The organism is Shewanella sp. YLB-07 (genome assembly GCF_009377275.1).
Window position 1 is genome coordinate 945,032 of record NZ_VOQB01000001.1, and the last position, 20,585, is coordinate 965,616.

Here is a 20,585-nt window from a genome sequence, read left to right on the forward strand (position 1 = left end):
CAGGGAAATGAAACAATCTAAAATTGCACTATTAGTATCGGCAGCTTTAATTGTGTCGACAGGCGCTTTAGCTGAAGATAGTACGAATAATCTAGCAACAGTTAACCAAGATGGGGCTGGAAATTCAGCAACAGTGACACAAGCAATAGATAGTTCATTTAATGATGTGACTATTGATCAGCTTGGCTCAGGTAACCTTGCTACAGCAACACAGTCTAATACTCAAGATACTAGCGCAGACATCGACCAGGATGGCTCAGGTAACCAAGCTTATATCACTCAGAAAGACACCGCAGATACTTCATTGTCGACGATTAATACCATTGGTGACGGAAACTTAGCCACAATCCTTCAAGAAAATGGTACAGAAGAGAGTGCTCATGCCTTGATCACTCAAAATGGTAACGGTAATACGGCGCAAGTTACACAAAACAGTGCCGATGCATCGCTTTCTAGCATAGATCAAAATGGAAGCGGCGATACTGCAATAATCAATAACCAACAAACAGATAGAGCGGTGGCTACCATCACCCAGAACATCGGTGGCGGTAACTATGGTTATATTGGTCAAACTGACTCAGATTATGCCTCTGCAGACGTAACTCAAACCGGCAGTGGTAACTCTGGAATCATTTATCAGACGACCACAGCTGATGACTGGTCTGAAACCGATGATACAACAGCGACCATTACTCAAACGGGTAATGGTAACTTAGGTGATATTGAGCAGAACGCTAAGCACAATGGCGCAACTGTGACTCAAAGCGGCAATGGCAATTCAGCTACGATTGCACAGAATGCTGAAAATAACGATGCTACGGTCACTCAAACAGGTGATAGAAACACGACTTATGTCACTCAGTCTGATACTGGCAATACAGCAGTAGTGAATCAATTTAGTAAGGATAGTGATGTATTAGTGATGCAATCTTCCGCTGATAACCTAGCAAGCGTTGATCAGTTGGGCACATCTCAAACTGCTAACGTTTACCAGTATGGCGGGGGCAATAACGCTGATATTGATCAAAGCAATAACGGTAACACTGCCACTGTGACTCAAACGGCTACCGACCCAGCATTTGGTAACTATTCTAGAGTTGAGCAATACGGTGATAGCGACACATCGTCAGTCACTCAAAACGGCACAAGTAACAATACAACTATTTACCAAGGCTTAGGTAGCCATGACAGTGAAATCACGGTTAATCAAACTGGTGATGCTCATTATGCTGGTGTTGTTACCGCTTTTGGTGGAGATAATACGGTAAATGTGACTCAAACTGGTGAAGGTCAATCTCTGACAGGTTCTATAGGGTATTCAGGAACCATAGGAGACAGTAACACGCTAACAGTCAACCAACATGGTACAGATAATACCGTTGAGTCTATTTCAGGTTATAGCGGTTCTAATGTCGATCTGCTTCAGGATGGCCAAGATAACTTTATCAGCGCTGTTGCCTTCGGCGACCAAAATATCATAGACATTGACCAGTATGGCTCGAACCATGAAGCCAATGTATTTGTTGGTTATGGACTGGGTAACAGTGTGACAGTTCATCAATATGATACGAGTAACACCGCAAATGTTTCCAGTACAGGTGCTGGTAACACAGTCGTTGTCACTCAAGGTTCAATTTAAATAGTTAACTATTTTTGATTGATTAGATTGAGGGGGCGGAAACGCCCCTTTTTTATTTGTGCAAGATGATCACAAGTTACCCCCGTTCTGTTTCTAATTCTAGAGTTTTTATTGTCCTAGCTGAAGTTTTCAAAATATGCCAAATGGAATTACTCTTAGTTCACAAGTGCGCGCACCTGTTTACAACTCGTGTAAATCTGCGGGTAAGCGTGTAACAGTTTGTTTTGCAAGTCATTACATTTTAGGTGGCCCGGTAGCTTGCAGAAATCCTTTGTTTGATAGTACTTAAGTTGTAGTAATAAGGGACTAGTTAGCTTGTGAAAATACGATGTTTGAGCTATCTGGCTTCATACTTTTGGATGATGATGTTCCCCCCTGTTAGCGACATACTAACGTCAATATTTTGACTGGTTAATGCAGGATGCAAGATGTTGCTTACAAACATGGATAAAATGGAAAATAGTTTGTTGAATCACTGGGGGAAACTCCTGGTGATCACCGGTTTGTTTTTATCTCCTATGGCCCACGCAGATGAAGATATCAGTAGTTTCGATGAACTCTCTGGTGCAGGGAATCAAGCTTTAGTCAACCAGATAGGCGATAGCCATTCTGCGAATATAAGCCAGCAGGGTATGAGCAATGAGCTATATCTGGCACAGACTGGTTACAACACTTCACTTATCGCCAGCCAACAAGGAGTCAGTAATGAAATTCTACTCTTGCAATCTGGCTCAGATATCGAAGCGAGCATACAACAAACGGGTTATGGCAATTTGGTTATAGCCAATCAGCTCGGTACGGCTCTTGAGATAGATGTGACTCAAAATGGCTATGGTAATCAGGCTTATATACATCAAACAGGATACGAAAACTCAGTCTGGATCCAGCAAAATGGTTCCGGGCATGTAGTCAGTGTGGCTCAGTGGGGCAGTTCACAAACAGCCGTCATCACTCAAGGCCATGCGTCTAACTAGGGAAAGGGAAAAACACAAATGAAGCAGACCAAAATCGCACTTGTAGTATCAGCAGCACTCTTAGCATCAACAAGCGTTTATGCCGCGGATAGCACTCATAATGTAGCGGAAGTCTCTCAAGTCGGCGGTGTACAGAACACGGCGACAGTGACTCAAACTGATGCTAGCTCATACAACAAAGTATTAGTTAACCAGGAAGGTTCGAATAATACTGCGACAGCAACTCAAGCGAGAACAGTTGAGACTGAAGCCCGCATTAATCAGCAAGGTAACGGTAATACAGCAACAATAGATCAAAAAGATGCAACGTCATCTGCGTTAGCCACTGTCGATTCAATCGGTAATGAAAACACTGCATCAATCGTTCAGAAGTTAAATAATGAGCAGTCAGCACTTGCATCGGTTGCTCAAAATGGCAACGAAAATACAGCAACGATTACTCAAAATAACGCAGATGCGGCAGTGTCTTCAGTTATTCAAAATGGAAATGGTGATACCGCTGAAATTGACAATCATTGGTCTGATAATGCTACTGCAACGATTGAGCAAAATACGGGTGCAGGAAATAATGCGTATGTTTCACAAGACCGCTCTGATGCAGCATTCGCTGAACTAACTCAAACGGGTTCTGGCAATGATGGTGATATCCTGCAGAAAACGGGTAACTTCGCTCATGATGGTAGTACAGATACTACACGAGCAGAACTGATTCAATCAGGCAATGACAATATAGGTTTAGTTGAACAGTTTGCTAAAAAGAACACTGCAGCGTTAACTCAAACTGGCGATCGAAATGATGGCCATATTCGTCAAACTAAGGCAAAAAATACCGCCTCACTTGACCAGCTTGGTAATGATAACACTGGCTTCATTCGTCAAACAGCAAAGAAAAATATAGCCTTCGTTAACCAAGATGGCAGCAATAACAATGCCAGGGTAAAGCAGAGTGCTCGCTTCAATACTGCCGATGTTCAGCAAAGTGGTCTGGGTAATATTGCCGATGTACTTCAATCGGCTAGAAGCAACGAAGCTGTCATTAACTCTGACGGTGAAGCTAACCAAGCTTATGTCGTTCAGTCAGCTGCAGGTAACAGTGCAGTGCTTAACCAAGTTGGTGATTTGAATATTGCCAATATAGATCAAACTGCAGCGGGTAACATTGCGCTAGTCGATCAGCTAGACGAAGGGAATACTGCCGATATCGATCAGACTGGGGAAGAAAACTTAGTGTCTGTTGATCAGAACAGCTTCGGAAGTTCAGCAAGTGTGCTGCAAACGGGTTCACTTAACGATGCAAGTATCACTCAAACTGGTGATGAACAGACGGCTAACGTAACTCAAAATGATTTCTCAAACATTGCTAATATCGACCAAAGCGGCGCGAGTAACTCGTTAACCTTAACTCAAGGTGGAAGTCTTGAAGGTTCGGGTAACACGGCCACTATCAATCAAGCCGGTACTAATGATACAGCGCTTGTATCTCAAACTGGTAATTCAAACACAGTGCTTATCGACCAAACTGATTTTAGTTTCGGTAATACCATCAGTGTGACTCAAATGGGCAGTGACAACTATGCAGGTGCTGCAACTCAAGGTGGTAACGCGAGTGAAATTGTCATCGTGCAGTCAGGTACAGGTAACCGTGTAACCAACAGCGCGACTGCGAGCAATTGGTATGGTGATGACTTAGGTGCGGGTACTTATGGTAATGACAACATTATTCATATCACTCAAACGGGTACTGAAAACTTAGCTTATGCAGACGCTGCCGATAGCGGTTCGCAAATTGATATCGCTCAGACTGGCGAGTTTAACAGCGCGACTGTTGAGTCTTTCACTGGCGCAGGTAATGATATCGATGTGGTTCAATATGGTCAGCATCACATTACTGATATCTATGTGGAAGGCGGAGCTGGAAACGTTGTGAGCGTGAGTCAGTATGACGCATACAACACAGCGAATGTGACGAGTTTCGGCTCTAATAACCAGGTGACTATCATGCAAGCTAGTGTGCCTGAGTAAGAGTGTATAAGGCAAAAGGGTGTTTAGCACCCTTTTGAGTTATACATAAATAAAATGGATGGATACATTTGCTGCACTAGTGTAGCTTAATTGTTACATTAAAGGCCTCTAGCACAGTAAATATTACGACATGGAGTCAGCTGTATGTTTAAAGTCATAAATTGGATTGTCGTTTCTCGTTCTCAATTACTTGCCGATCTGCTGGATACACGTTGGCCTCAAGAGTTTTTGGTTAAGTTAGTCAAAGTGACGCCAGAGAAAGTTGAGCCCGAGATCAAGAAGGGAGGTGTGTCACTTATCGTTATTGATTTAGCCACGGTTGACGTACAAAACGCTTATCAAATTCAGCGACACGTCGAGAAAGAATACGCCTCGAGAGTCGTATTCTTACATTATCCCAGACAGATCGATGCTCGTTTTCTTATCCATCCAACAGTCACAGCCGGTATTTTCTATTGTGATGCTTCATTAGAAGACGTTGGACAAGGCTTAGCCAATATTTTGCGCGGTAAGTCTGTTATCCCGGCTCAGTTAATCCATAACAGTAGCGATGACCAATCGAACCTGGAAGGAAGTGATAATCTTACCATTCGAGAAAGAGAAGTCCTCCAGGCATTGCTCAGTGGTAGCACTAATGTTGATATCGCTAGCCAGTTGTTTGTGAGTGAGAGCACCATTAAAACTCACCTCTATCGCGCGTTTAGAAAAATAGGTGTTTCTAGTCGCGGTCAAGCGATAGCGTGGGCACAGACTCACCTTCATGAGGTTCATCTGTGAAGCAAGTCGTTTGCTTTTTATTTTTGTTTAGTATGGTCTTTTTTATTTCGGCGGAGGAATTACATAAAGCAGAAGTCAAATCGAAGCAAGCTCTTGAATCTCAAAATATCAGTGATGCAAAGCCAAAGCGAGAGACTGATCTTGTTGATGGCTTGATCCTAAATAGGGCTATGACTCGGGTTGGCCACCGTTTTTACCGCGAGTTTGTCTCGGCATACAGAGACATAGGTGGGATTTCATCGCATTCAGGCTTGAGTATTGTCGAGCGAGCAACGGCTCGCAGCGGCAGTAAGGTCACCATTTTACACAATAGAAAACCAATATATATCACTGTGGTATCACCTGTGAGTCGTAATATCGATGATCAGGCTGCTGCAGCGGCTTCCAGGGTTAATCAAACTTTGAGGCAAAATAAGAAACAAGCAAGTTGGGCTCAATTCTTAGACCCAGATCTTGCTCCAGATGAATTTTAGACAGGGACCGCACATGAATAAGTTCAGATTACTGGGAAGTGGCATAGGATTTTGCCTGATGGGGTTTTCCGTCAGCGCAACTCAATTGATCTATACGCCTGTAAACCCAAACTTCGGTGGCAGTTATCTAAATGGTTCATACCTTTTAGCCAATGCCTCGTCTCAGAATGATCACAAGACCAGTTCTGGCTATACACCACCAACGGCACTCGAAAGAATGGCCAGCTCGTTAGAGTCTCGTTTGATGAGCCAGCTGTTCAACGATGCGGCTAATGGTGGAGAAGGTTATCTGAAAACAACGGATTTTGAGATTAATGTTGTCAATGAAGACGGCACATTACTGGTACATATCACAGATATAGTTACAGGTGAAACAACAGTGATTGAAGTCGGTGGATTAGTCGATACGGGCACGGGGGGCTAAGTATGAAGACGTTAATTCTCAGTGCTGTCTTGTTGCTTTTGACTGCTTGCTCGAGCACGACCGAATTCGAAGGTATAGAAGCATCGTCGAGCCTGATGCCAAAAAGCGATACCTATTATGATCTGATAGGTTTACCTCATCCACAGGGAAGTATGGTTGCCGCAGTTTATGATTTTCGCGATCAAACGGGGCAGTATAAGGCCATACCATCGAGTAACTTCTCGACGGCGGTCCCCCAGAGCGGCACAGCATTCCTTGCCCAGGCGCTGAATGATTCAAGCTGGTTTGTCCCCGTAGAGCGTGAAGGCTTACAGAACCTGCTAACAGAGAGAAAAATTGTCAGAGCAGGTCTTAAAGGCGAAGTGAATAAACTGCCTCAATTAAGTTCAGCACAAATTTTGATGGAAGGCGGTATTGTCGCCTATGACACCAATATTAAAACAGGTGGTGCCGGAGCAAGGTATCTGGGTATAGGAGTGAATACTAAGTTTAGGGTCGATACGGTAACGGTTAACTTAAGAGCCGTTGATATCCGAACCGGGCGCTTACTCAGCAGTGTCACGACGACTAAGTCAATACTGTCTAAAGAGGTTTCTGCTGGAGTATTCAAGTTTATCGATGCTCAAGACCTACTCGAATCTGAACTTGGTTACACCTCAAATGAGCCAGTGAGCCTCTGTGTGGCACAAGCAATTGAGAGTGCCGTGGTGCATATGATCGCCGATGGGATCTGGAAACGCGCCTGGAATTTAGCGGATATAGCGTCAGGGTTGAAGAATCCTGTGTTGCAAAAGTATTGGCTAGAAGCTCATTCAGAAGCAAGAGTGAGTGATCGCATAAAGCAGGGCTAAATGAACTAGATATTTAGACTAGGGAGTGATAAGCGATTATCACTCCCTTTTTATTTGGGAAACGAGGGAAGTGAGTGTGTTTACATGTTGAGTAGTCATGTGTATACCCTGTTGTGTTTGCTGTTCAGATGTGCCGAAAAATCTGAACCGCATATCCAAATATGAGGTCATTATGTTCAAGATTAATATATCAGTTGCAGTTATCGCATTCGCTTTTCTTGGACTTGCCTCCACAACCGCGCAAGCTGCAACTCTAGGTTGTGAGCGAGCTGGTGGTATTAAGTGTCAGAAACTAGGTCATAAACGTGTTGCAAGAGCGCCTATTGTGGTCGTTCCAAGGCATCACCATCATTACAATGCTTTTCGCTCTCCCATGCTGACAGCATTGGGTATTGCCATTGTATTGGACACTGCAGGTAGGGCTGTAACTGATAAAGGCCAACAGGTTGTGGTGTTAGGTGAAGGGAATGAAGTTAAGAATGTCTATGAAAAAGATGGTGTTGTCTACCTGATTAAAGCCTAATAAAGCTAAAGTAAATGCCTGATACTCGATACCAGGCGCATTTTTGACCGATTATTTAGCTTTCAATCTTTCAGCATGCAAGAAAGCGAATCCTTGTTTCAGGAATGAAAACTCTTCAACATCGGGTAAGCTCTCTACACTGGCTAACATTTGAGAGAAGGCCGAATCTATCATCAGGCGATCTGACAGTTTCAAATAGTCGTAAACTACGGGTCTAATGACGACAGTGAAATCACCGGATAGCTCTTTATATCTTTGCGCTTCGATGGCGGTGGTGTTTTCAACTAACTCCCGCATACACAATGCCGCTAACAATGAGTTTTTATCACTAAAAGATTGGTACTGAGCGGCTCTCGAGTAGCCAGCTTTCTTATGTACATCGGACATGTTCAAGGCAATCATGCCTTTTTCTCTTATCAGCTCACCAGCGGCGTCGAGCAGAGCGGTCTCTTTATTTGTCAGCATTGAATATATTTCCTTAAAATTTCCATTATTAAAAAGGGTTTAGTTCCTTATGTCAACTCCCTTGTGTACGCAAGTGTATATTTTGTTGTGGGTTTGTGTTTTTGGATGATTTTGTAGTCGGTTGTTTTTACTCTTTACTCCCATATCCTCACAAGTTATAAATTTATGCGTATACTGTGGCAACCCTAAAGAAAAGAGGACAGTCAGATGGCTGAAGAAACCATTTTTAGCAAAATCATTCGACGTGAAATTCCCGCAGATATCCTATATCAAGACGATTTAGTCACGGCATTCAGAGACATCAATGCCAGAGCGCCGACCCACATATTGATCATCCCAAATCATTTGATCCCGACGACAAACGATGTAAAAGCATCGGATGAGAAGGCGTTAGGTCGTATGGTCACAGTCGCAGCGAAATTGGCTGAAGAGGCGGGGATTGCCGAAGATGGCTATCGCATCATAATGAATTGTAATAAGCACGGCGGTCAAGAGGTGTTTCACATACATATGCACTTACTGGGTGGTTGCTCTTTAGGTCCAATGTTAAGCATTAACAGCTAGTAGAGAGCGAATAGTCATGCAGGTCAATTCAGATTTTTTCCCATTGACGCAAATCGCAACTCGCTTTGTGGATCAACTGGCCCAATGTCGCCGTTTAAAATTAAAGGTGCACGAAGCCAGCGAGCATCACGTACTCATTGAGCTGCCATATAATAAGCAGCTGATTGGTTATCCGGATACCGGTGTTATTCACGGTGGAGTGATCACCACCTTGATGGATACCGCCTGTGGTAGTGCTGTGGTTTGCGCTATCTATGATAAATATCAATCACTGGAACTCTCGCCAACACTCGATCTTCGAGTGGATTACATGAAGCCTGCGGATCCCAATAAGCCAGTGTATGGCTTCGCCGAGTGCTATAAAATTTCATCCAGCGTCTCTTTCACTCGAGCCATAGCTTATCAAGACTCTATCGATGACCCGATAGCACATGCCGTTGGCTCTTTTATGCGGATAAGCCCGGAAATGATTGGCGATGAGTTTCGTCAGGCTCTCTTAGGTCAACAAGGTCAGACTTCAGAGTCCCTTGAAGTTAAAAACGGTGTGCTTGAGACAATAGCATCTAATCTTTTGGCTCCTGATATAAAAGAGTTAGACGTTAAAGAACTCGATGTTAAAAAAATAGTCAAGCAGGCGACAGCACTCAACGACTTCGGTCATCTTCTCGCTCACGTTCCCTATACTGATTTTATCGGTATGAATGTGGAGCGCTTCGGTGATGAGTTAGTGTTTAGATTGCCAGCAAAAGATGAGAATATCGGTAATCCTACACTGCCAGCTATCCATGGTGGCGTCATTGCCGGCTTTATGGAGATGTCTGCGATTGTGCAACTCATGGTGTTTATGCATACCTCAAGAGTGCCTAAGGTGGTGGATTTTTCCATTGACTACTTGAGAGCGGGATACCATAAAGATACCTTTGCAGAATGTAAGATCACCAGACAGGGGCGCCGGGTTGCGAATGTGAGTATTAACTGTTGGCAAACCAACAGAAAGAAACTTATCGCTACCGCCAGGGCTCACTTTTTGATCGACTAATTTTGACTGGTACTGACAAATATATTGTCAGTAGTGATAATTGGGGGTGGTTAACCTTAGCGCGAGTTTAGGTTAAGCTCCTCTTATAAACACTCACTTATAATAAGTAGATAATGATTAGCCCTTATCCATAGGGCTAAATTAATTTGGAGCGAATGAAATGAAAAAAATCGTTTTGGTCTTAGCATCGGCCCTTATTTTCACGGCTTGCGCTCAGCACACTGCGGGTGTGATGGGCAGCTCTACCGGTGAAGTCAGAGTAGATAACAGTAGTTTCGCTCGTGAAGTGGGAGTCGAGCAATTAAAGGCCCGTCAACAGGGCGATCTACTGCAAGGCTCTGGGGTGATCATGAGTAAGGTCTCCACAGATTTAAGACTGCAATACAAGTTTACCTGGTATGACATAAACGGTTTTACCTTGGAAGATGAAGCCAGCCCATGGAAATCATTGAAGTTGCATGGCATGCAGCGTATGCAAGTTATGGCGGTTGCGCCCAATGCAAATGCCGTTCGCTATGAGCTATATGTGAGAAAAGCTTTCTCTAATTAATCTTTTGTTGATTAAATGCGTATTGCAATGAAATTGAAAAACGTCAGCTAGGCTGACGTTTTTTGTGATCCAAGTGTGTGTAAATTCATCACTTGATGACATATCTTTGTCAAAACCTTGTTTTATTCATGTATAATCCCGCCTGCCAAGGGGTGAGACTGTTATTTCTTATATACCAGTTTCTGAGATGTCAGATGACAAACCCTTTGAACCTGATCCGGCTAATACCGGCGTAGGAATGGGCCAATAGGTTTGATGCTTTCGAGGTGTCTGTTAAGAACATCTGTAGTCGACCACAACATCCTTTCTCGCTTTTCCAGTTGCCGGATCTCAAAAATTATAATTTGGGGTCCTATGTTTACACTTAAATCTTTATGTTTCGATTCTACCGTCTTGAAGAGATTCTCTCCGGTAGCGCTCGCGGTATCGACCGCACTAATCAGCCCAAACGCTTTCGCTTCTGAACCAACTGAGACACCTTCCGATGAGATGGAAGTCATCGTGGTGACCTCTGATTTTCGCGGCTCGACACTGGATAAAATGCCGTCGAGTATTACGATTATCGATCAGCAGCAGATAGAAGACGAAGGCGCGCAGCATTTTGAAGATGTGCTTAACTCCATCGCGAACTTTAACTGGTCCGGCGGCAGCTCTCGTCCTAAATACTTCCAAATTCGTGGTGTCGGCGAGCAGGAGGAATACCAAGGTGCGCCGAATTCATCTGTTGGTTACATTATCGATGATATCGACATGTCAGGTCTGGGCATGATTTCCAGTATGTACGATCTGCAGCAGGTAGAAGTGCTGCGTGGTCCACAAGGAACGCGCTACGGCGCTAATGCCTTAGCGGGTTTGATATACCTTAAGAGTAATGACCCAACCGATGTGTTTGAGCATGGGGCTGAAGTGTCGGTGGGGGATGATAACCTGACGACTTTTAGCGGCTTTAGCTCTGGGCCTTTGACGGATTCCGGCAAATTACTTTACCGTGTCTCTTTGCAGCAACATCAACAGAACGGCTATCAAAACAACCTCTATCTGAACCGCGATGATACCAATGCCCGGGATGAGTTTACCGGCCGGGCGAAATTGCGTTGGTATGCCAGCGACGATTTGGAGATTAATTTTACCTTACTTCACGCCGATTATGATAATGGCTATGATGTGTGGACCTTAGATAACAATGGCGAAAATACCCTAACAGACGCGCCAGGCGTCGATAAGCAGCGCACCACAGGTAGCTCGCTTAAGTTTACCTATTCAGGTGCCGAGCAGTTCGAAATCGTTTCTTTAACATCATATGCTAACTCTCAGACTCACCATAATTATGATGGTGACTGGGCAAACCCTGATTACTGGGGCGGACTCGATTGTGGCGGCGAGCCTTGCCAATTCGATTATACCTGGGATAAAGAAGGGGAGCGAAATACCATTAGCCAAGAGTTTAGATTCAGCTCAACTGAAGCTGGACGTATCTTTTCTGGTAGCACAGATTGGTTACTGGGTGTTTATGGTATGCGCTTAACTGAAGACAACGACACAGTTGAAGACTATAACGGCTGGTTAGACACGCTTGCTGCCGAATATGAAGCGAATAATACTGCCGTATTTGGCCAGTTAGACTCAGATCTCGGTGCGGGTTACGCCTTGTCTTTTGGCCTTAGAGTCGAACGTCGAGACAGTGATTACAGCGACAGTGCTGGTGATGAGTTTAGCCCAGGTGAAACCATGTGGGGCGGACATATTGCCCTGAGTAAGGCGTTAAACAGCAGTCATGAAACCTATGCGCGCATAGCTCGTGGTTATAAGGCGGGTGGTTTCAACATGTCATTGCCAGCGGAGCTGTCAGACAAGAAAGAGTATGATACCGAAACCTTATATAATTATGAGATAGGGCTTAAATCACGCTGGCTCGATGGTGATGCCAGCACTAATTTCTCTCTATTCTACATGGATAGGCGCGACCAGCAGGTTTCAGCGTCTCAACAAAATCCAGAAGAGCCGCAAAAATTTATCCTGTATACCGAGAACGCAGGTAGCTCACACAACTATGGCGCCGAGCTAGAAGGGAATTGGTATGCGACAGATAATCTCAAGCTGTATGCGAGTCTTGGTTGGCTTGAGACAGCTTATGGTGATTATGCTTATCAGGACAAGTACGGTGGGACAGTGGATCTAACCGGTCGTGAGCTGGCCCATTCACCTAACTTCACTTACAGTGCAGGAGCGACCTATCGTACCGATTCAGGTTGGTTCGCGAACTTGACCACCAGTGGTAAGAGTGAGTTTTACTACTCAGACAGTAATGAGTCAAAATCACAGGCCTACACTATCTTCAATGCCCGTGTCGGATATGAGACTGATGTCTGGTCGGCTTATCTTTGGGGCAAGAACCTGTTTGATGAGCAATACGGCACTCGAGGCTTTTACTTTGGTAATGAGCCAGATCAAGACTGGGCAGACAAGCAATATATACGCTATGGTGATCCACGCCAGTTAGGATTGACTGTTAACGTCAAGTTCATGTAATTCACTCCCTACGGGATTAAATTGCGGCCGCTAGCGGCTGAAAGCATAGCTAGTGCAAGCAGACATGTGTTTTTTATTTAATTGTGGTGGCTCCTTCTGAAAAGAGTGCCACCTGAGGTCGAGAAATGAAATTAACCGCCGAGATAAGTTGTTACCCGCTGCAAGATAACTACCTGGATCCTATCCTATGGTTTATCGACCGTCTGGATAGCTATGAAAATATTGAACGTAAGACCAATGCCATGGCCACTCAGGTGTGTGGTGAGTATGGCGATGTGATGGCTATGCTGGCGACTGAGATGCAGGCTGCCCATGAAAAGTGGGGTAAGGCCGTGTTTGTATGTAAGTTTATTGGTGGTGAGTTGGATTTGTCACACACTCAATAAGTGTCTTGCGTCATATATATGATGTTTAGCCTATGCTCGCTTGACTTGTAAGAGTCTGGCGAGCATCTGTTTTACGTTAGCAAAGTATTATTTCGGAAAAAGTGATGATAGATTTTTGGTCCGCGCTCATGAGCACAATAGATGGTGCATTAATCCAGGCAACAGCATTAACGGCCTGGGAGGCCGTAGCCGTTGTGCTAGCCGCGGCCTACCTGATACTGGCCATGAAGGGCAATATCTGGTGTTGGTTTGCCGCGTTCGCCAGCACGGCAATCTACACGGCGCTCTTCTGGAAAGTGTCGCTATTGATGGAGTCTGTGCTCAATGTGTACTACATGGCGATGGCGTTCTATGGTTTTCGTCAGTGGTCAAAGGGAAAAGGAGATGATTCTGGCATTGAAGTCATTTCCTGGAGTCTGAGACGCCATATTCTGCTTATACTCACAACCGCTAGCATTTCAGTGGTCGTGGGCTATTTAATGGCTACCTATACCCAAGCTTCCTATGCCTACCTCGATGCCGCGACCACGTGTTTTGCTGTGATGACGACGTATTTAGTTGCAAAGAAGGTGCTAGAAAATTGGCTTTATTGGGTGGTGATCGATTTCGTCTCCATCTATCTTTATCTGCAAAAAGGGCTCATGCTAACGTCACTGTTATTTATCTTGTATGTGGGTATGGCCATAGGTGGTTATTTCTTATGGCGCACGGCGATGCGTGAACAGAAAATTGCATTGGCTCAATAGATCGAGAATATGACATATATAACATGAGATATAGCATGAGATATTGGATGTGATGAAGCAATCCTTACTATTAACGAGTTTGCCGCAGGATGTTAAGACTGGACTGCAAAGTGCAGGCTTAGTGCTGTCCTCTTCTGTTTCAGTTTCTGTGTTGGCTGAGGGGCTGAGTAATCAAAATTACTTGATTCGAGATCGACATATCAGTTGGGTATTGCGAGTGAACTCATCGGCGAGTAGTCAGATTTGTGATCGCGACGCCGAGGTGAGAAACTGGAAGATAGTGGCAGAAAGGGGGCTAGCACCAGATTTGTTTTTTGTCAGTGATGATAATAAATATTATCTCAGTGAATATATCGAGCAAGAGGAGGGGCACAGTTGGGGCAAGTTGATCACCGCAAAATCGGCGCACCCTCTTATCGATGAGTCGATACCATGGCCCGGCGCCGAGTCAGCGCTATTGCTACTATTGACTGAGTTAGCCGGGCTAGAATGTCCTGAAAACAGTCTCAGTGTATCCAGGCAGTGGTCCATTTATCAGGCTTCTATGTATGATATATGGAGCAAAATTTGTAATGAGCAAGCTCAGGGCAATGAGTGCCGCCAGCACACCGAGTGGCGGGAGAAACATCTTCAACTCCTGTCGCTTAGAGACGACATCAGCCAATGGTTAGATGAACTCGATGCCTGCGCATTGGGGGAACAATACAGCCATAGAGATCTTAACCCCCATAACTTATTGTTTAAAAATGGCCGACTTCAATGCATAGATTTTGAATATGCCTGCAGTTCACATCCGTTATTCGATCTGGCAGGCGTGCTATCTAGTCATGCCCTGTCAACGGCCCAACGGCATTTTTTAATCGACGCCTATCTGGATAATCATCCGAATTTGACCCTTGACGCCAAAGCAGCATTGCCAGCGGCAATCAATATCTATTGGGTGTTTTCCGCTTGTTGGTCCCTGCTGATGGCTGTAGACGCTGAAACTGAAATAGAGGTAGCTGAAGTCTTAGATTTACCCAGAGATTCAAGCTCTGAACATGGGACAAAATACCTAGATTGTTTCAGTCAGTTTTATTCGTTAATTTTACCCTAAGCGAGAAGGCACTGCCGTAGTAACCAGAGCATTAGCACTTTTTACTCTGAGATTGGTATAAAGATGAAAGATATTCCCTCTCAATATGGTCTATTCTGACAATAGTATTTGTAAGGAGTAAACATGTTAGTGGTTAATGCGTATCAGAAGTTTTTAAATGTGGTGAAACAGGTATCGGGTATTGCCCCCTTAGCCTTACGTTTGTACTTGGCACCTGTGTTGATGCAAGCGGGATATAATAAGTTATCTCATTTCAGTGACACTGTGGCCTGGTTTGGCAACCCTGATTGGGGGTTAGGTCTGCCTATGCCTGAAGTGATGGTGACTATGGCGGCGGGGACCGAGTTTGTTGGAGGTTTCCTGCTGATTATTGGTCTAGGAACTCGGTTAATCTCCATACCTCTACTCGCTACCATGTTAGTGGCGGCTTTCTCCGTGCATTGGAATAATGGCTGGTTAGCCATAGCCGATGGGGGTTCCTGGTTGGCAAATGATCAGGTACTGGCTGCGGGTGAGAAGCTCAGTGCCGCTAAGACTATTTTACAGGAGCATGGCAATTATGAATGGCTGACTAGCTCAGGTAATTTTGTCATCTTAAATAATGGTATCGAGTTCGCGATAACGTATTCAATCATGTTGCTCGCCTTGATTATGATAGGTGGAGGACGTTATACCAGTGTGGATTACTTCATCCGTAAGGGAGTGTCTAAACGCTATCCTGATAGTAGTTTATAGCTTGAATACAGCTCCATAAAGTGACATTTTCAGTTTGTTGATACTGTAAATCCCACCACATTGGTGGGATTTTTATTTGCGTCTTTGTTATTCTTCCCGGTAAACCAAAGTTACATAACTTGAATTATTCAAGCCCATTCACAGAAGGAAATACTCTTGGACGCGACTGAATTATTACTGACTCGCCAATCTTGCCCACGCCTTATAGCACCCGCTCCCGATGAATCTCAACTGAAAGTCATCTTAGATGCTGGTGTGCGAGTGCCCGATCATGGGGGATTATCACCTTGGGAATTCATTATCGCTCAGGGTGAAGGCCTGAATCGTCTGGGAGATATTTTCTTACAAGCGGCAATTGAGAATGGGGCGGATGAGGCGAAGCAGGCGAAGACTCAGTCTATGCCATTGAGGGCTCCCATGATCATAGTGGTGGTGGCTAAGCCTCAACCTCACGGGAAAGTCCCTGAGCTTGAGCAGTTGATCGCGGCCGGATGTTCGACTATGGCGATGCAGCAGGCTGCATTTTCCCTCGGGCTTGGTGGAATTTGGCGAACGGGTGATTTGGCGTTCGATAAACGAGTGCATCTAAGCTTAGGCTTATCTGATGGCGATCAAATTGTCGGATTTCTGTATCTGGGGACTCAAGCGGTAAAAGCGCCCTTGAAGCCGGGTAAGAGTGGCAGTGAGTTTGCCCGCTACCTCTAGTGATGCCAGTCTAAGCCATACTATTTTACGTTAGTAATAATACAGCCCATAACCTTAAGGTCATGGGCTGTATTATTTGAGTGCAAATAGCTTATCAAGCTTTAATCATTAATCATTAATCATTAATCAGGTATTCGAAATGGCCTGACCGACATCGAGTTGCTCAAACCAATCAAGAAATTGCCCCACCTGTTCTCCTTTGAAAATCCTGCCATGTTGAGGGCAGAGGAAATCGATATCGAGTTTACGTACCCGATTAATCCAATCATTCTTCGCGCTGTTTGATGGCATCCATCTCTGATGGAAAAATTTCATCTTTTTGACATGAGCGTCGAAGTCATCGACAAAAATATCGACATCATGATCTTCTAAGGCCGCGCCTATATCTCCTGACATCAGGACTCGAGCGGCGGGGTCATATACATGAAAGTTTCCCGAGGCATGCAAGTAGTGGGCTGGGATAAATTGCACTTCGACTTGATCGAGCAACAGTCTGCTGCCTTCATCTGGGATAGCCTCATAACTGATATTGTGCATGCCAAAATGACGAATAAACCCCTCCCAAAGCCATGGAGAGTAAAGTTTTGCCCCCGGTAGGGTCTGATCCCAGAGCCCGAGAGACGAGATAATATCCGGATCTTGATGGGAGGCAAACAGATGAGTCAGTTGCTCGAGGGGGATGTGTTTGACAATATTGGCTAGCATGGGAGCAAATAATTCAATTCCGCCGGGATCCATCAAGAGGGCTTTTTTTTCAGTCACTAGCATATATTGATTGGTATCTATGATTTTATCCGGCTTCTCTGGATCCCTTCCAAAGTAGATCCACTGATGAGTGGGGGTTTCAACGATAAGCTGACTCTTCATTTGTAAAAGCTCCCTGTCTTTAAAGCGACTGTTTGTTAATGGATATGTAAATTGGTCTTTAAAACCTCAGCATTAAACCTTAGTGTTAAATTAATAAGGGTTAACTGCTTACACATGTGAAAGTGAATGGTTTAAGCGGCTTTTTTAGAAGCTGAAGTATCAAACAGGGCGATGGCATTATCGACCCGTTGACGTATCAGGTTCGCGACACTATCGACCCTGTTGGCCACATCATTAAAGGTTGCCTGATTAGCCACATCCACCCTGCAGGCTTCGATTCTACAAATAGAGGCAAGAATATTGGCGGTTCTCAGGTTTCTTTTCAGCTCATGGAGTTGCTGCTCCATCTGGTTAATCAAGGCTTGGAATGATTTCTGTAGTTTGTTGTAGTTACTCACTGTCTGAGCCACGGCGGAATCCATACTGGCTGAGTATTTAGCATCGATGGCTTTGAGTTTTGCTTTTTCGAAGTGTTTGAGCGCTGCAGCAGCTCTGGCAGTATCCGTTGCCATCTTACTCGCGCTATGGGCGAGAATGTTGATGTCGGTCGCCGCCTTCATGGTGTAACAGGCCAAGTCATCGATAAAGCCGGTTAATGCTTTAAATCCTAAGGCAGCATTACCGACTCGAGATGACGCTGCCTGAGCATTGCTCGCGGTAAGGTTAATCTGTTTACAGTGGGCTAAGGTGTGGTTTAGCTCAGCGGCGACAACGGCTGCAATCACATAATATTGACTGACTTGAGTGCGCTTCCTTGACATAGTGACGGGCTTCCTCTGCATGACTGAAACAAGTATAGTCGATATAAACTTTGTCAAAGGAGCTGGGATAAAATTGATTATTTTGGAAACAACTAGACTCATTCTCAGGCATGCCGTATTGACCGATGTTGAGTTTATCTTGGATTTGTTAAACACCCCTGGCTTTATCGCCAACATAGGCGATCGTGGTGTCAGAGATCTTTGTCATGCACAGACCTATCTTCTCGATGGGCCGATTTCCAGCTACCAACAACATGGCTTCGGCCTCTATGTGGTGGAATTAAAATCGAGCGGAGAGTCGATAGGGCTCAGCGGCTTAGTCAAACGTTCTGTGCTCGACTCTCCGGACCTAGGTTATGCGTTTCTGCCTGCGTTCTGGGGTAGAGGCTATGCGGTCGAATCGGCTCTGGCGGTAGTTCGCCACAGTAGAGATCTCTCTATTTCACGCCTCTTGGGTGTCGTGAGTCCGGGTAACACAGCCTCGATCTCAGTGTTAGAGAAGGTGGGTATGGCATTCGATTCGATTATGATGTGGGAAGAGGACAATTCAGAGGTCTTGCTTTATCAATTAACCTAGCCTAATGAATAGCTCTAATAAAGAGTCCTGATGAATAGCCCTGAGTATGGTCCAAGTTATATAGTTCAATAATAATTTCATATTAAACGAGTCATTACGGTAATGATGAAGGAGAGTAGATTGGATAGTACAGAGCGAAGCGAGTGCTTATCGGGCGAATATATGGTGCTTGAACCTTTAACTCTCGAGCATGTTCCTGCTTTATCTCTGGCGGTGGCAGATGGGGAGCTCTGGCAACTCTGGTATACCTCGGTGCCACACCCAGATGAGATGAAATCTTATATTGAAACGGCTATCGCAGCCGAACAGCGAGGTGAAGCCCTGGCTTTTGCGGTGAGAGATAAGCGCTCGGGAGAGTTGATAGGCTCGACTCGGATCTGCTCATGGGATCAGGTGAATCGGCGACTCGAGATTGGCCATACCTGGTATGCTAAGCGAGCCCAGAAGACAGGGATCAACACCGAGGCTAAGCTATTGCTGCTCACTTATGCATTTGAAACCTTAGATGTCATGGCGGTGGAGTTTAGAACCCACTGGCATAATCAGGCTTCCAGAGAAGCGATTACTCGCCTCGGTGCTAAGCAAGATGGTGTGCTGAGAAATCATCAAATTTTGAAGGACGGCACAGTCAGAGATACTGTCATTTACTCGATTATTGACAGTGAGTGGTCGACGGTGAAACAACATTTGAAGCATAGATTGCAGCAAAATAAGATGCAGAATCCTTGATTAACTTATGTTGGAATTGATTAACTCTTGACTCGCTATGAACAAGAATAATGGCGTTAACTTATATAGCGCTTGATTAACTAAGGCTGTCTGAATATAGTCGAGGTCACGAGTTACGCCTTAGAGCCGTTTCATTTCAGGTGAAGCCGTATCACAAGAAAAGGGATCCCCAATGCCGAGTTCAGTTACTCGCTTAGTATCGATTAAGAATCGACGTATTAGTCAAATTAAACATAGTCTTATTTTCCCTATTTTATGTCTGGCACCGCTTTCTGTTTCTGCTGCTCCTAGCGAAGCTGAAATTATATTCAGCAATGAAGTGATCGAGTGTGCATCCTATTACCAGATAAGTTCCGATGCCATAGCAGCTATGAATGCGCCTCAGATGCAGGTAGTAGGTGAGCGATTGAAGAGTTCATCGGCCAAGGCCATCTCGATTGCAGAAGAGTATCAGGCTAAAGAAGATGTCGCCGATGTGTTATCGAACGTTCAGCAGAAGCAGTTGGCGTCACTGCCGGATAACAAGAGCTTACGAGGTTTGATGGGCAAGTATAAGGACAGCTGTAAAACTTTACTTGCAGAACCGCAGAAGCGCTTGGACTATTGGATCATGGCGACCATGTAATTTGGCTGTGCTAGAAATAGTCGTCATTTAAAAAAAGAGCCACAGGGCTCTTTTTTTGCAATAAAAATGTGCTCAGATCTGTCTATCTGAATAGTGTCACTCATTATTGACACAGATTAAACGTGAGGACGTCTATGAATTACTACTTTATCGCTGCTGCAATTCTTGGTTTCTTGACCTGTATCGGTCACTTTACCTATGGTGTGAGGCAGTACCTTAACCCTATGCTAGCAGCGTCTTTCGATCCCGTGGCTAAAGCTGTCATGCACTGTGTATTTCATTATGTGTCGGCATTTTTGGTGTTATCGACTCTGGTATTAGCCGTCTGCGGTTTAGATCTTGTGTCATATATGCAAGGCATTAGTCTAGTACTTTTCGTCGCACTTAACTTCGCACTTTTTTCGGTCTGGCAGATCTATTTCGCCTTCTTTAGTGAGATTAACTCTCCCTTCAAGCATCTTTTCCAATGGACTCTGTTTTCAAGTATCTCGGCCTTGAGCCTAATGGGGATCTATCTTACCTAAGCGC

Annotated in this window: 24 protein-coding genes and 1 riboswitch; of the genes, 21 read left to right on the forward strand and 3 right to left on the reverse strand. The window is 44.7% G+C overall.

The genetic code is table 11. The features are described from left to right. The first annotated feature begins 7 nt into the window (after positions 1-7). From FS373_RS03795 to FS373_RS03830, 8 genes are all read left to right on the forward strand, one after another. Entirely contained in the window at positions 8-1,639 is a 1,632-nt protein-coding gene (locus FS373_RS03795) for a beta strand repeat-containing protein (protein ID WP_144047043.1), read from the forward strand. A gap of 428 nt (positions 1,640-2,067) precedes the next feature. Then, on the forward strand, positions 2,068-2,613 hold the full coding sequence (locus FS373_RS03800; RefSeq protein WP_227992533.1) for a curlin: 546 nt from the start codon (positions 2,068-2,070) through the stop codon (positions 2,611-2,613). Positions 2,614-2,631: 18 nt separating this feature from the next. Continuing rightward, positions 2,632-4,635, forward strand: a complete 2,004-nt coding sequence (locus FS373_RS03805) for a curlin (protein ID WP_144047042.1) — start codon at positions 2,632-2,634, stop codon at positions 4,633-4,635. Positions 4,636-4,779: 144 nt separating this feature from the next. Then, positions 4,780-5,412, forward strand: a complete 633-nt coding sequence (locus tag FS373_RS03810) for a LuxR C-terminal-related transcriptional regulator (RefSeq protein WP_152829058.1) — start codon at positions 4,780-4,782, stop codon at positions 5,410-5,412. Further along, entirely contained in the window at positions 5,409-5,885 is a 477-nt protein-coding gene (locus tag FS373_RS03815; protein WP_229380934.1) for a curli production assembly/transport protein CsgE, read from the forward strand. The genes FS373_RS03810 and FS373_RS03815 overlap by 4 nt, the downstream gene beginning before the upstream one ends. 13 nt (positions 5,886-5,898) lie before the next feature. Then, a complete protein-coding gene (locus FS373_RS03820; RefSeq protein ID WP_144047040.1) occupies positions 5,899-6,309 on the forward strand; it encodes a curli assembly protein CsgF in 411 nt (136 codons plus the stop codon). A gap of 2 nt (positions 6,310-6,311) precedes the next feature. Further along, positions 6,312-7,160, forward strand: a complete 849-nt coding sequence (locus tag FS373_RS03825; protein ID WP_144047039.1) for a CsgG/HfaB family protein — start codon at positions 6,312-6,314, stop codon at positions 7,158-7,160. Between the two features lie 172 nt (positions 7,161-7,332). Beyond that, on the forward strand, positions 7,333-7,683 hold the full coding sequence (locus tag FS373_RS03830) for a hypothetical protein (protein WP_152829059.1): 351 nt from the start codon (positions 7,333-7,335) through the stop codon (positions 7,681-7,683). Between the two features lie 51 nt (positions 7,684-7,734). Here the strand turns inward: FS373_RS03830 and FS373_RS03835 are convergent, their stop codons facing one another. Beyond that, on the reverse strand, positions 7,735-8,148 hold the full coding sequence (locus FS373_RS03835; RefSeq protein WP_144047037.1) for a helix-turn-helix domain-containing protein: 414 nt from the start codon (positions 8,146-8,148) through the stop codon (positions 7,735-7,737). 207 nt (positions 8,149-8,355) lie between these two features. Between FS373_RS03835 and hinT the strand changes: the two genes are divergently transcribed. The 9 genes from hinT (at position 8,356) to FS373_RS03880 (ending at position 16,498) form a co-directional block, all read left to right on the forward strand. Then, complete coding sequence (gene hinT / locus FS373_RS03840) at positions 8,356-8,712, forward strand: purine nucleoside phosphoramidase (RefSeq protein WP_144047036.1); 357 nt, start codon at positions 8,356-8,358, stop codon at positions 8,710-8,712. 16 nt (positions 8,713-8,728) lie between these two features. Further along, positions 8,729-9,751, forward strand: coding sequence for a PaaI family thioesterase (locus FS373_RS03845; RefSeq protein ID WP_144047035.1), 1,023 nt, complete (start codon positions 8,729-8,731; stop codon positions 9,749-9,751). A gap of 160 nt (positions 9,752-9,911) precedes the next feature. Next, positions 9,912-10,301 carry a YcfL family protein gene (locus tag FS373_RS03850; protein ID WP_144047034.1) on the forward strand — a complete coding sequence of 130 codons (390 nt, stop codon included), beginning with the start codon at positions 9,912-9,914 and terminating at the stop codon, positions 10,299-10,301. Between the two features lie 138 nt (positions 10,302-10,439). Continuing rightward, positions 10,440-10,557, forward strand: a riboswitch (TPP riboswitch). A 98-nt stretch (positions 10,558-10,655) separates the two neighbouring features. Then, positions 10,656-12,830 carry a TonB-dependent receptor gene (locus FS373_RS03855; RefSeq protein ID WP_152829060.1) on the forward strand — a complete coding sequence of 725 codons (2,175 nt, stop codon included), beginning with the start codon at positions 10,656-10,658 and terminating at the stop codon, positions 12,828-12,830. 125 nt (positions 12,831-12,955) lie between these two features. Then, positions 12,956-13,216, forward strand: a complete 261-nt coding sequence (locus FS373_RS03860; protein ID WP_144047032.1) for a hypothetical protein — start codon at positions 12,956-12,958, stop codon at positions 13,214-13,216. Between the two features lie 104 nt (positions 13,217-13,320). Next, a complete protein-coding gene (pnuC, locus tag FS373_RS03865) occupies positions 13,321-13,962 on the forward strand; it encodes a nicotinamide riboside transporter PnuC (RefSeq protein ID WP_144047031.1) in 642 nt (213 codons plus the stop codon). A 52-nt stretch (positions 13,963-14,014) separates the two neighbouring features. Beyond that, positions 14,015-15,058: a phosphotransferase gene (locus tag FS373_RS03870; RefSeq protein WP_152829061.1), complete on the forward strand. Its 1,044-nt coding sequence runs from the start codon at positions 14,015-14,017 to the stop codon at positions 15,056-15,058. Positions 15,059-15,181: 123 nt separating this feature from the next. Continuing rightward, complete coding sequence (locus FS373_RS03875; RefSeq protein ID WP_144047030.1) at positions 15,182-15,793, forward strand: DoxX family protein; 612 nt, start codon at positions 15,182-15,184, stop codon at positions 15,791-15,793. A gap of 156 nt (positions 15,794-15,949) precedes the next feature. Then, positions 15,950-16,498 (forward strand): NAD(P)H nitroreductase, encoded by a 549-nt coding sequence (locus FS373_RS03880; RefSeq protein ID WP_144047029.1) that lies wholly within the window; start codon positions 15,950-15,952, stop codon positions 16,496-16,498. Positions 16,499-16,624: 126 nt separating this feature from the next. Here the strand turns inward: FS373_RS03880 and FS373_RS03885 are convergent, their stop codons facing one another. Both FS373_RS03885 and FS373_RS03890 read right to left on the reverse strand, forming a co-directional pair. Further along, on the reverse strand, positions 16,625-17,365 hold the full coding sequence (locus FS373_RS03885; RefSeq protein WP_144047028.1) for an MBL fold metallo-hydrolase: 741 nt from the start codon (positions 17,363-17,365) through the stop codon (positions 16,625-16,627). A 131-nt stretch (positions 17,366-17,496) separates the two neighbouring features. Further along, complete coding sequence (locus FS373_RS03890; protein ID WP_144047027.1) at positions 17,497-18,126, reverse strand: chemotaxis protein; 630 nt, start codon at positions 18,124-18,126, stop codon at positions 17,497-17,499. A 19-nt stretch (positions 18,127-18,145) separates the two neighbouring features. Here FS373_RS03890 and FS373_RS03895 point away from each other — a divergent pair, with 19 nt between their 5' ends. From FS373_RS03895 to FS373_RS03910, 4 genes are all read left to right on the forward strand, one after another. Then, positions 18,146-18,703, forward strand: a complete 558-nt coding sequence (locus FS373_RS03895; protein ID WP_227992535.1) for a GNAT family N-acetyltransferase — start codon at positions 18,146-18,148, stop codon at positions 18,701-18,703. Positions 18,704-18,808: 105 nt separating this feature from the next. Continuing rightward, positions 18,809-19,432, forward strand: a complete 624-nt coding sequence (locus tag FS373_RS03900) for a GNAT family N-acetyltransferase (RefSeq protein WP_152829122.1) — start codon at positions 18,809-18,811, stop codon at positions 19,430-19,432. Between the two features lie 172 nt (positions 19,433-19,604). Beyond that, positions 19,605-20,057, forward strand: coding sequence for a hypothetical protein (locus tag FS373_RS03905; RefSeq protein WP_144047026.1), 453 nt, complete (start codon positions 19,605-19,607; stop codon positions 20,055-20,057). Positions 20,058-20,191: 134 nt separating this feature from the next. Continuing rightward, positions 20,192-20,581 (forward strand): hypothetical protein, encoded by a 390-nt coding sequence (locus FS373_RS03910; protein WP_144047025.1) that lies wholly within the window; start codon positions 20,192-20,194, stop codon positions 20,579-20,581. Positions 20,582-20,585 lie beyond the last annotated feature (4 nt).

Coding starts and splice junctions, on each gene's coding strand:
- FS373_RS03885 (WP_144047028.1), bottom strand. CDS start 17,365: ATGAAGAGTCAGCTTATCGTTGAAACCCCCACTCATCAGTGGATCTAC.
- FS373_RS03860 (WP_144047032.1), top strand. CDS start 12,956: ATGAAATTAACCGCCGAGATAAGTTGTTACCCGCTGCAAGATAACTAC.
- FS373_RS03825 (WP_144047039.1), top strand. CDS start 6,312: ATGAAGACGTTAATTCTCAGTGCTGTCTTGTTGCTTTTGACTGCTTGC.
- pnuC (WP_144047031.1), top strand. CDS start 13,321: ATGATAGATTTTTGGTCCGCGCTCATGAGCACAATAGATGGTGCATTA.
- FS373_RS03900 (WP_152829122.1), top strand. CDS start 18,809: ATGAAGGAGAGTAGATTGGATAGTACAGAGCGAAGCGAGTGCTTATCG.
- FS373_RS03905 (WP_144047026.1), top strand. CDS start 19,605: ATGCCGAGTTCAGTTACTCGCTTAGTATCGATTAAGAATCGACGTATT.
- FS373_RS03870 (WP_152829061.1), top strand. CDS start 14,015: ATGAAGCAATCCTTACTATTAACGAGTTTGCCGCAGGATGTTAAGACT.
- FS373_RS03845 (WP_144047035.1), top strand. CDS start 8,729: ATGCAGGTCAATTCAGATTTTTTCCCATTGACGCAAATCGCAACTCGC.
- FS373_RS03810 (WP_152829058.1), top strand. CDS start 4,780: ATGTTTAAAGTCATAAATTGGATTGTCGTTTCTCGTTCTCAATTACTT.
- FS373_RS03850 (WP_144047034.1), top strand. CDS start 9,912: ATGAAAAAAATCGTTTTGGTCTTAGCATCGGCCCTTATTTTCACGGCT.
- FS373_RS03800 (WP_227992533.1), top strand. CDS start 2,068: ATGTTGCTTACAAACATGGATAAAATGGAAAATAGTTTGTTGAATCAC.
- FS373_RS03890 (WP_144047027.1), bottom strand. CDS start 18,126: ATGTCAAGGAAGCGCACTCAAGTCAGTCAATATTATGTGATTGCAGCC.
- hinT (WP_144047036.1), top strand. CDS start 8,356: ATGGCTGAAGAAACCATTTTTAGCAAAATCATTCGACGTGAAATTCCC.
- FS373_RS03895 (WP_227992535.1), top strand. CDS start 18,146: ATGACTGAAACAAGTATAGTCGATATAAACTTTGTCAAAGGAGCTGGG.
- FS373_RS03855 (WP_152829060.1), top strand. CDS start 10,656: ATGTTTACACTTAAATCTTTATGTTTCGATTCTACCGTCTTGAAGAGA.
- FS373_RS03795 (WP_144047043.1), top strand. CDS start 8: ATGAAACAATCTAAAATTGCACTATTAGTATCGGCAGCTTTAATTGTG.
- FS373_RS03805 (WP_144047042.1), top strand. CDS start 2,632: ATGAAGCAGACCAAAATCGCACTTGTAGTATCAGCAGCACTCTTAGCA.
- FS373_RS03910 (WP_144047025.1), top strand. CDS start 20,192: ATGAATTACTACTTTATCGCTGCTGCAATTCTTGGTTTCTTGACCTGT.
- FS373_RS03835 (WP_144047037.1), bottom strand. CDS start 8,148: ATGCTGACAAATAAAGAGACCGCTCTGCTCGACGCCGCTGGTGAGCTG.
- FS373_RS03830 (WP_152829059.1), top strand. CDS start 7,333: ATGTTCAAGATTAATATATCAGTTGCAGTTATCGCATTCGCTTTTCTT.
- FS373_RS03875 (WP_144047030.1), top strand. CDS start 15,182: ATGTTAGTGGTTAATGCGTATCAGAAGTTTTTAAATGTGGTGAAACAG.
- FS373_RS03820 (WP_144047040.1), top strand. CDS start 5,899: ATGAATAAGTTCAGATTACTGGGAAGTGGCATAGGATTTTGCCTGATG.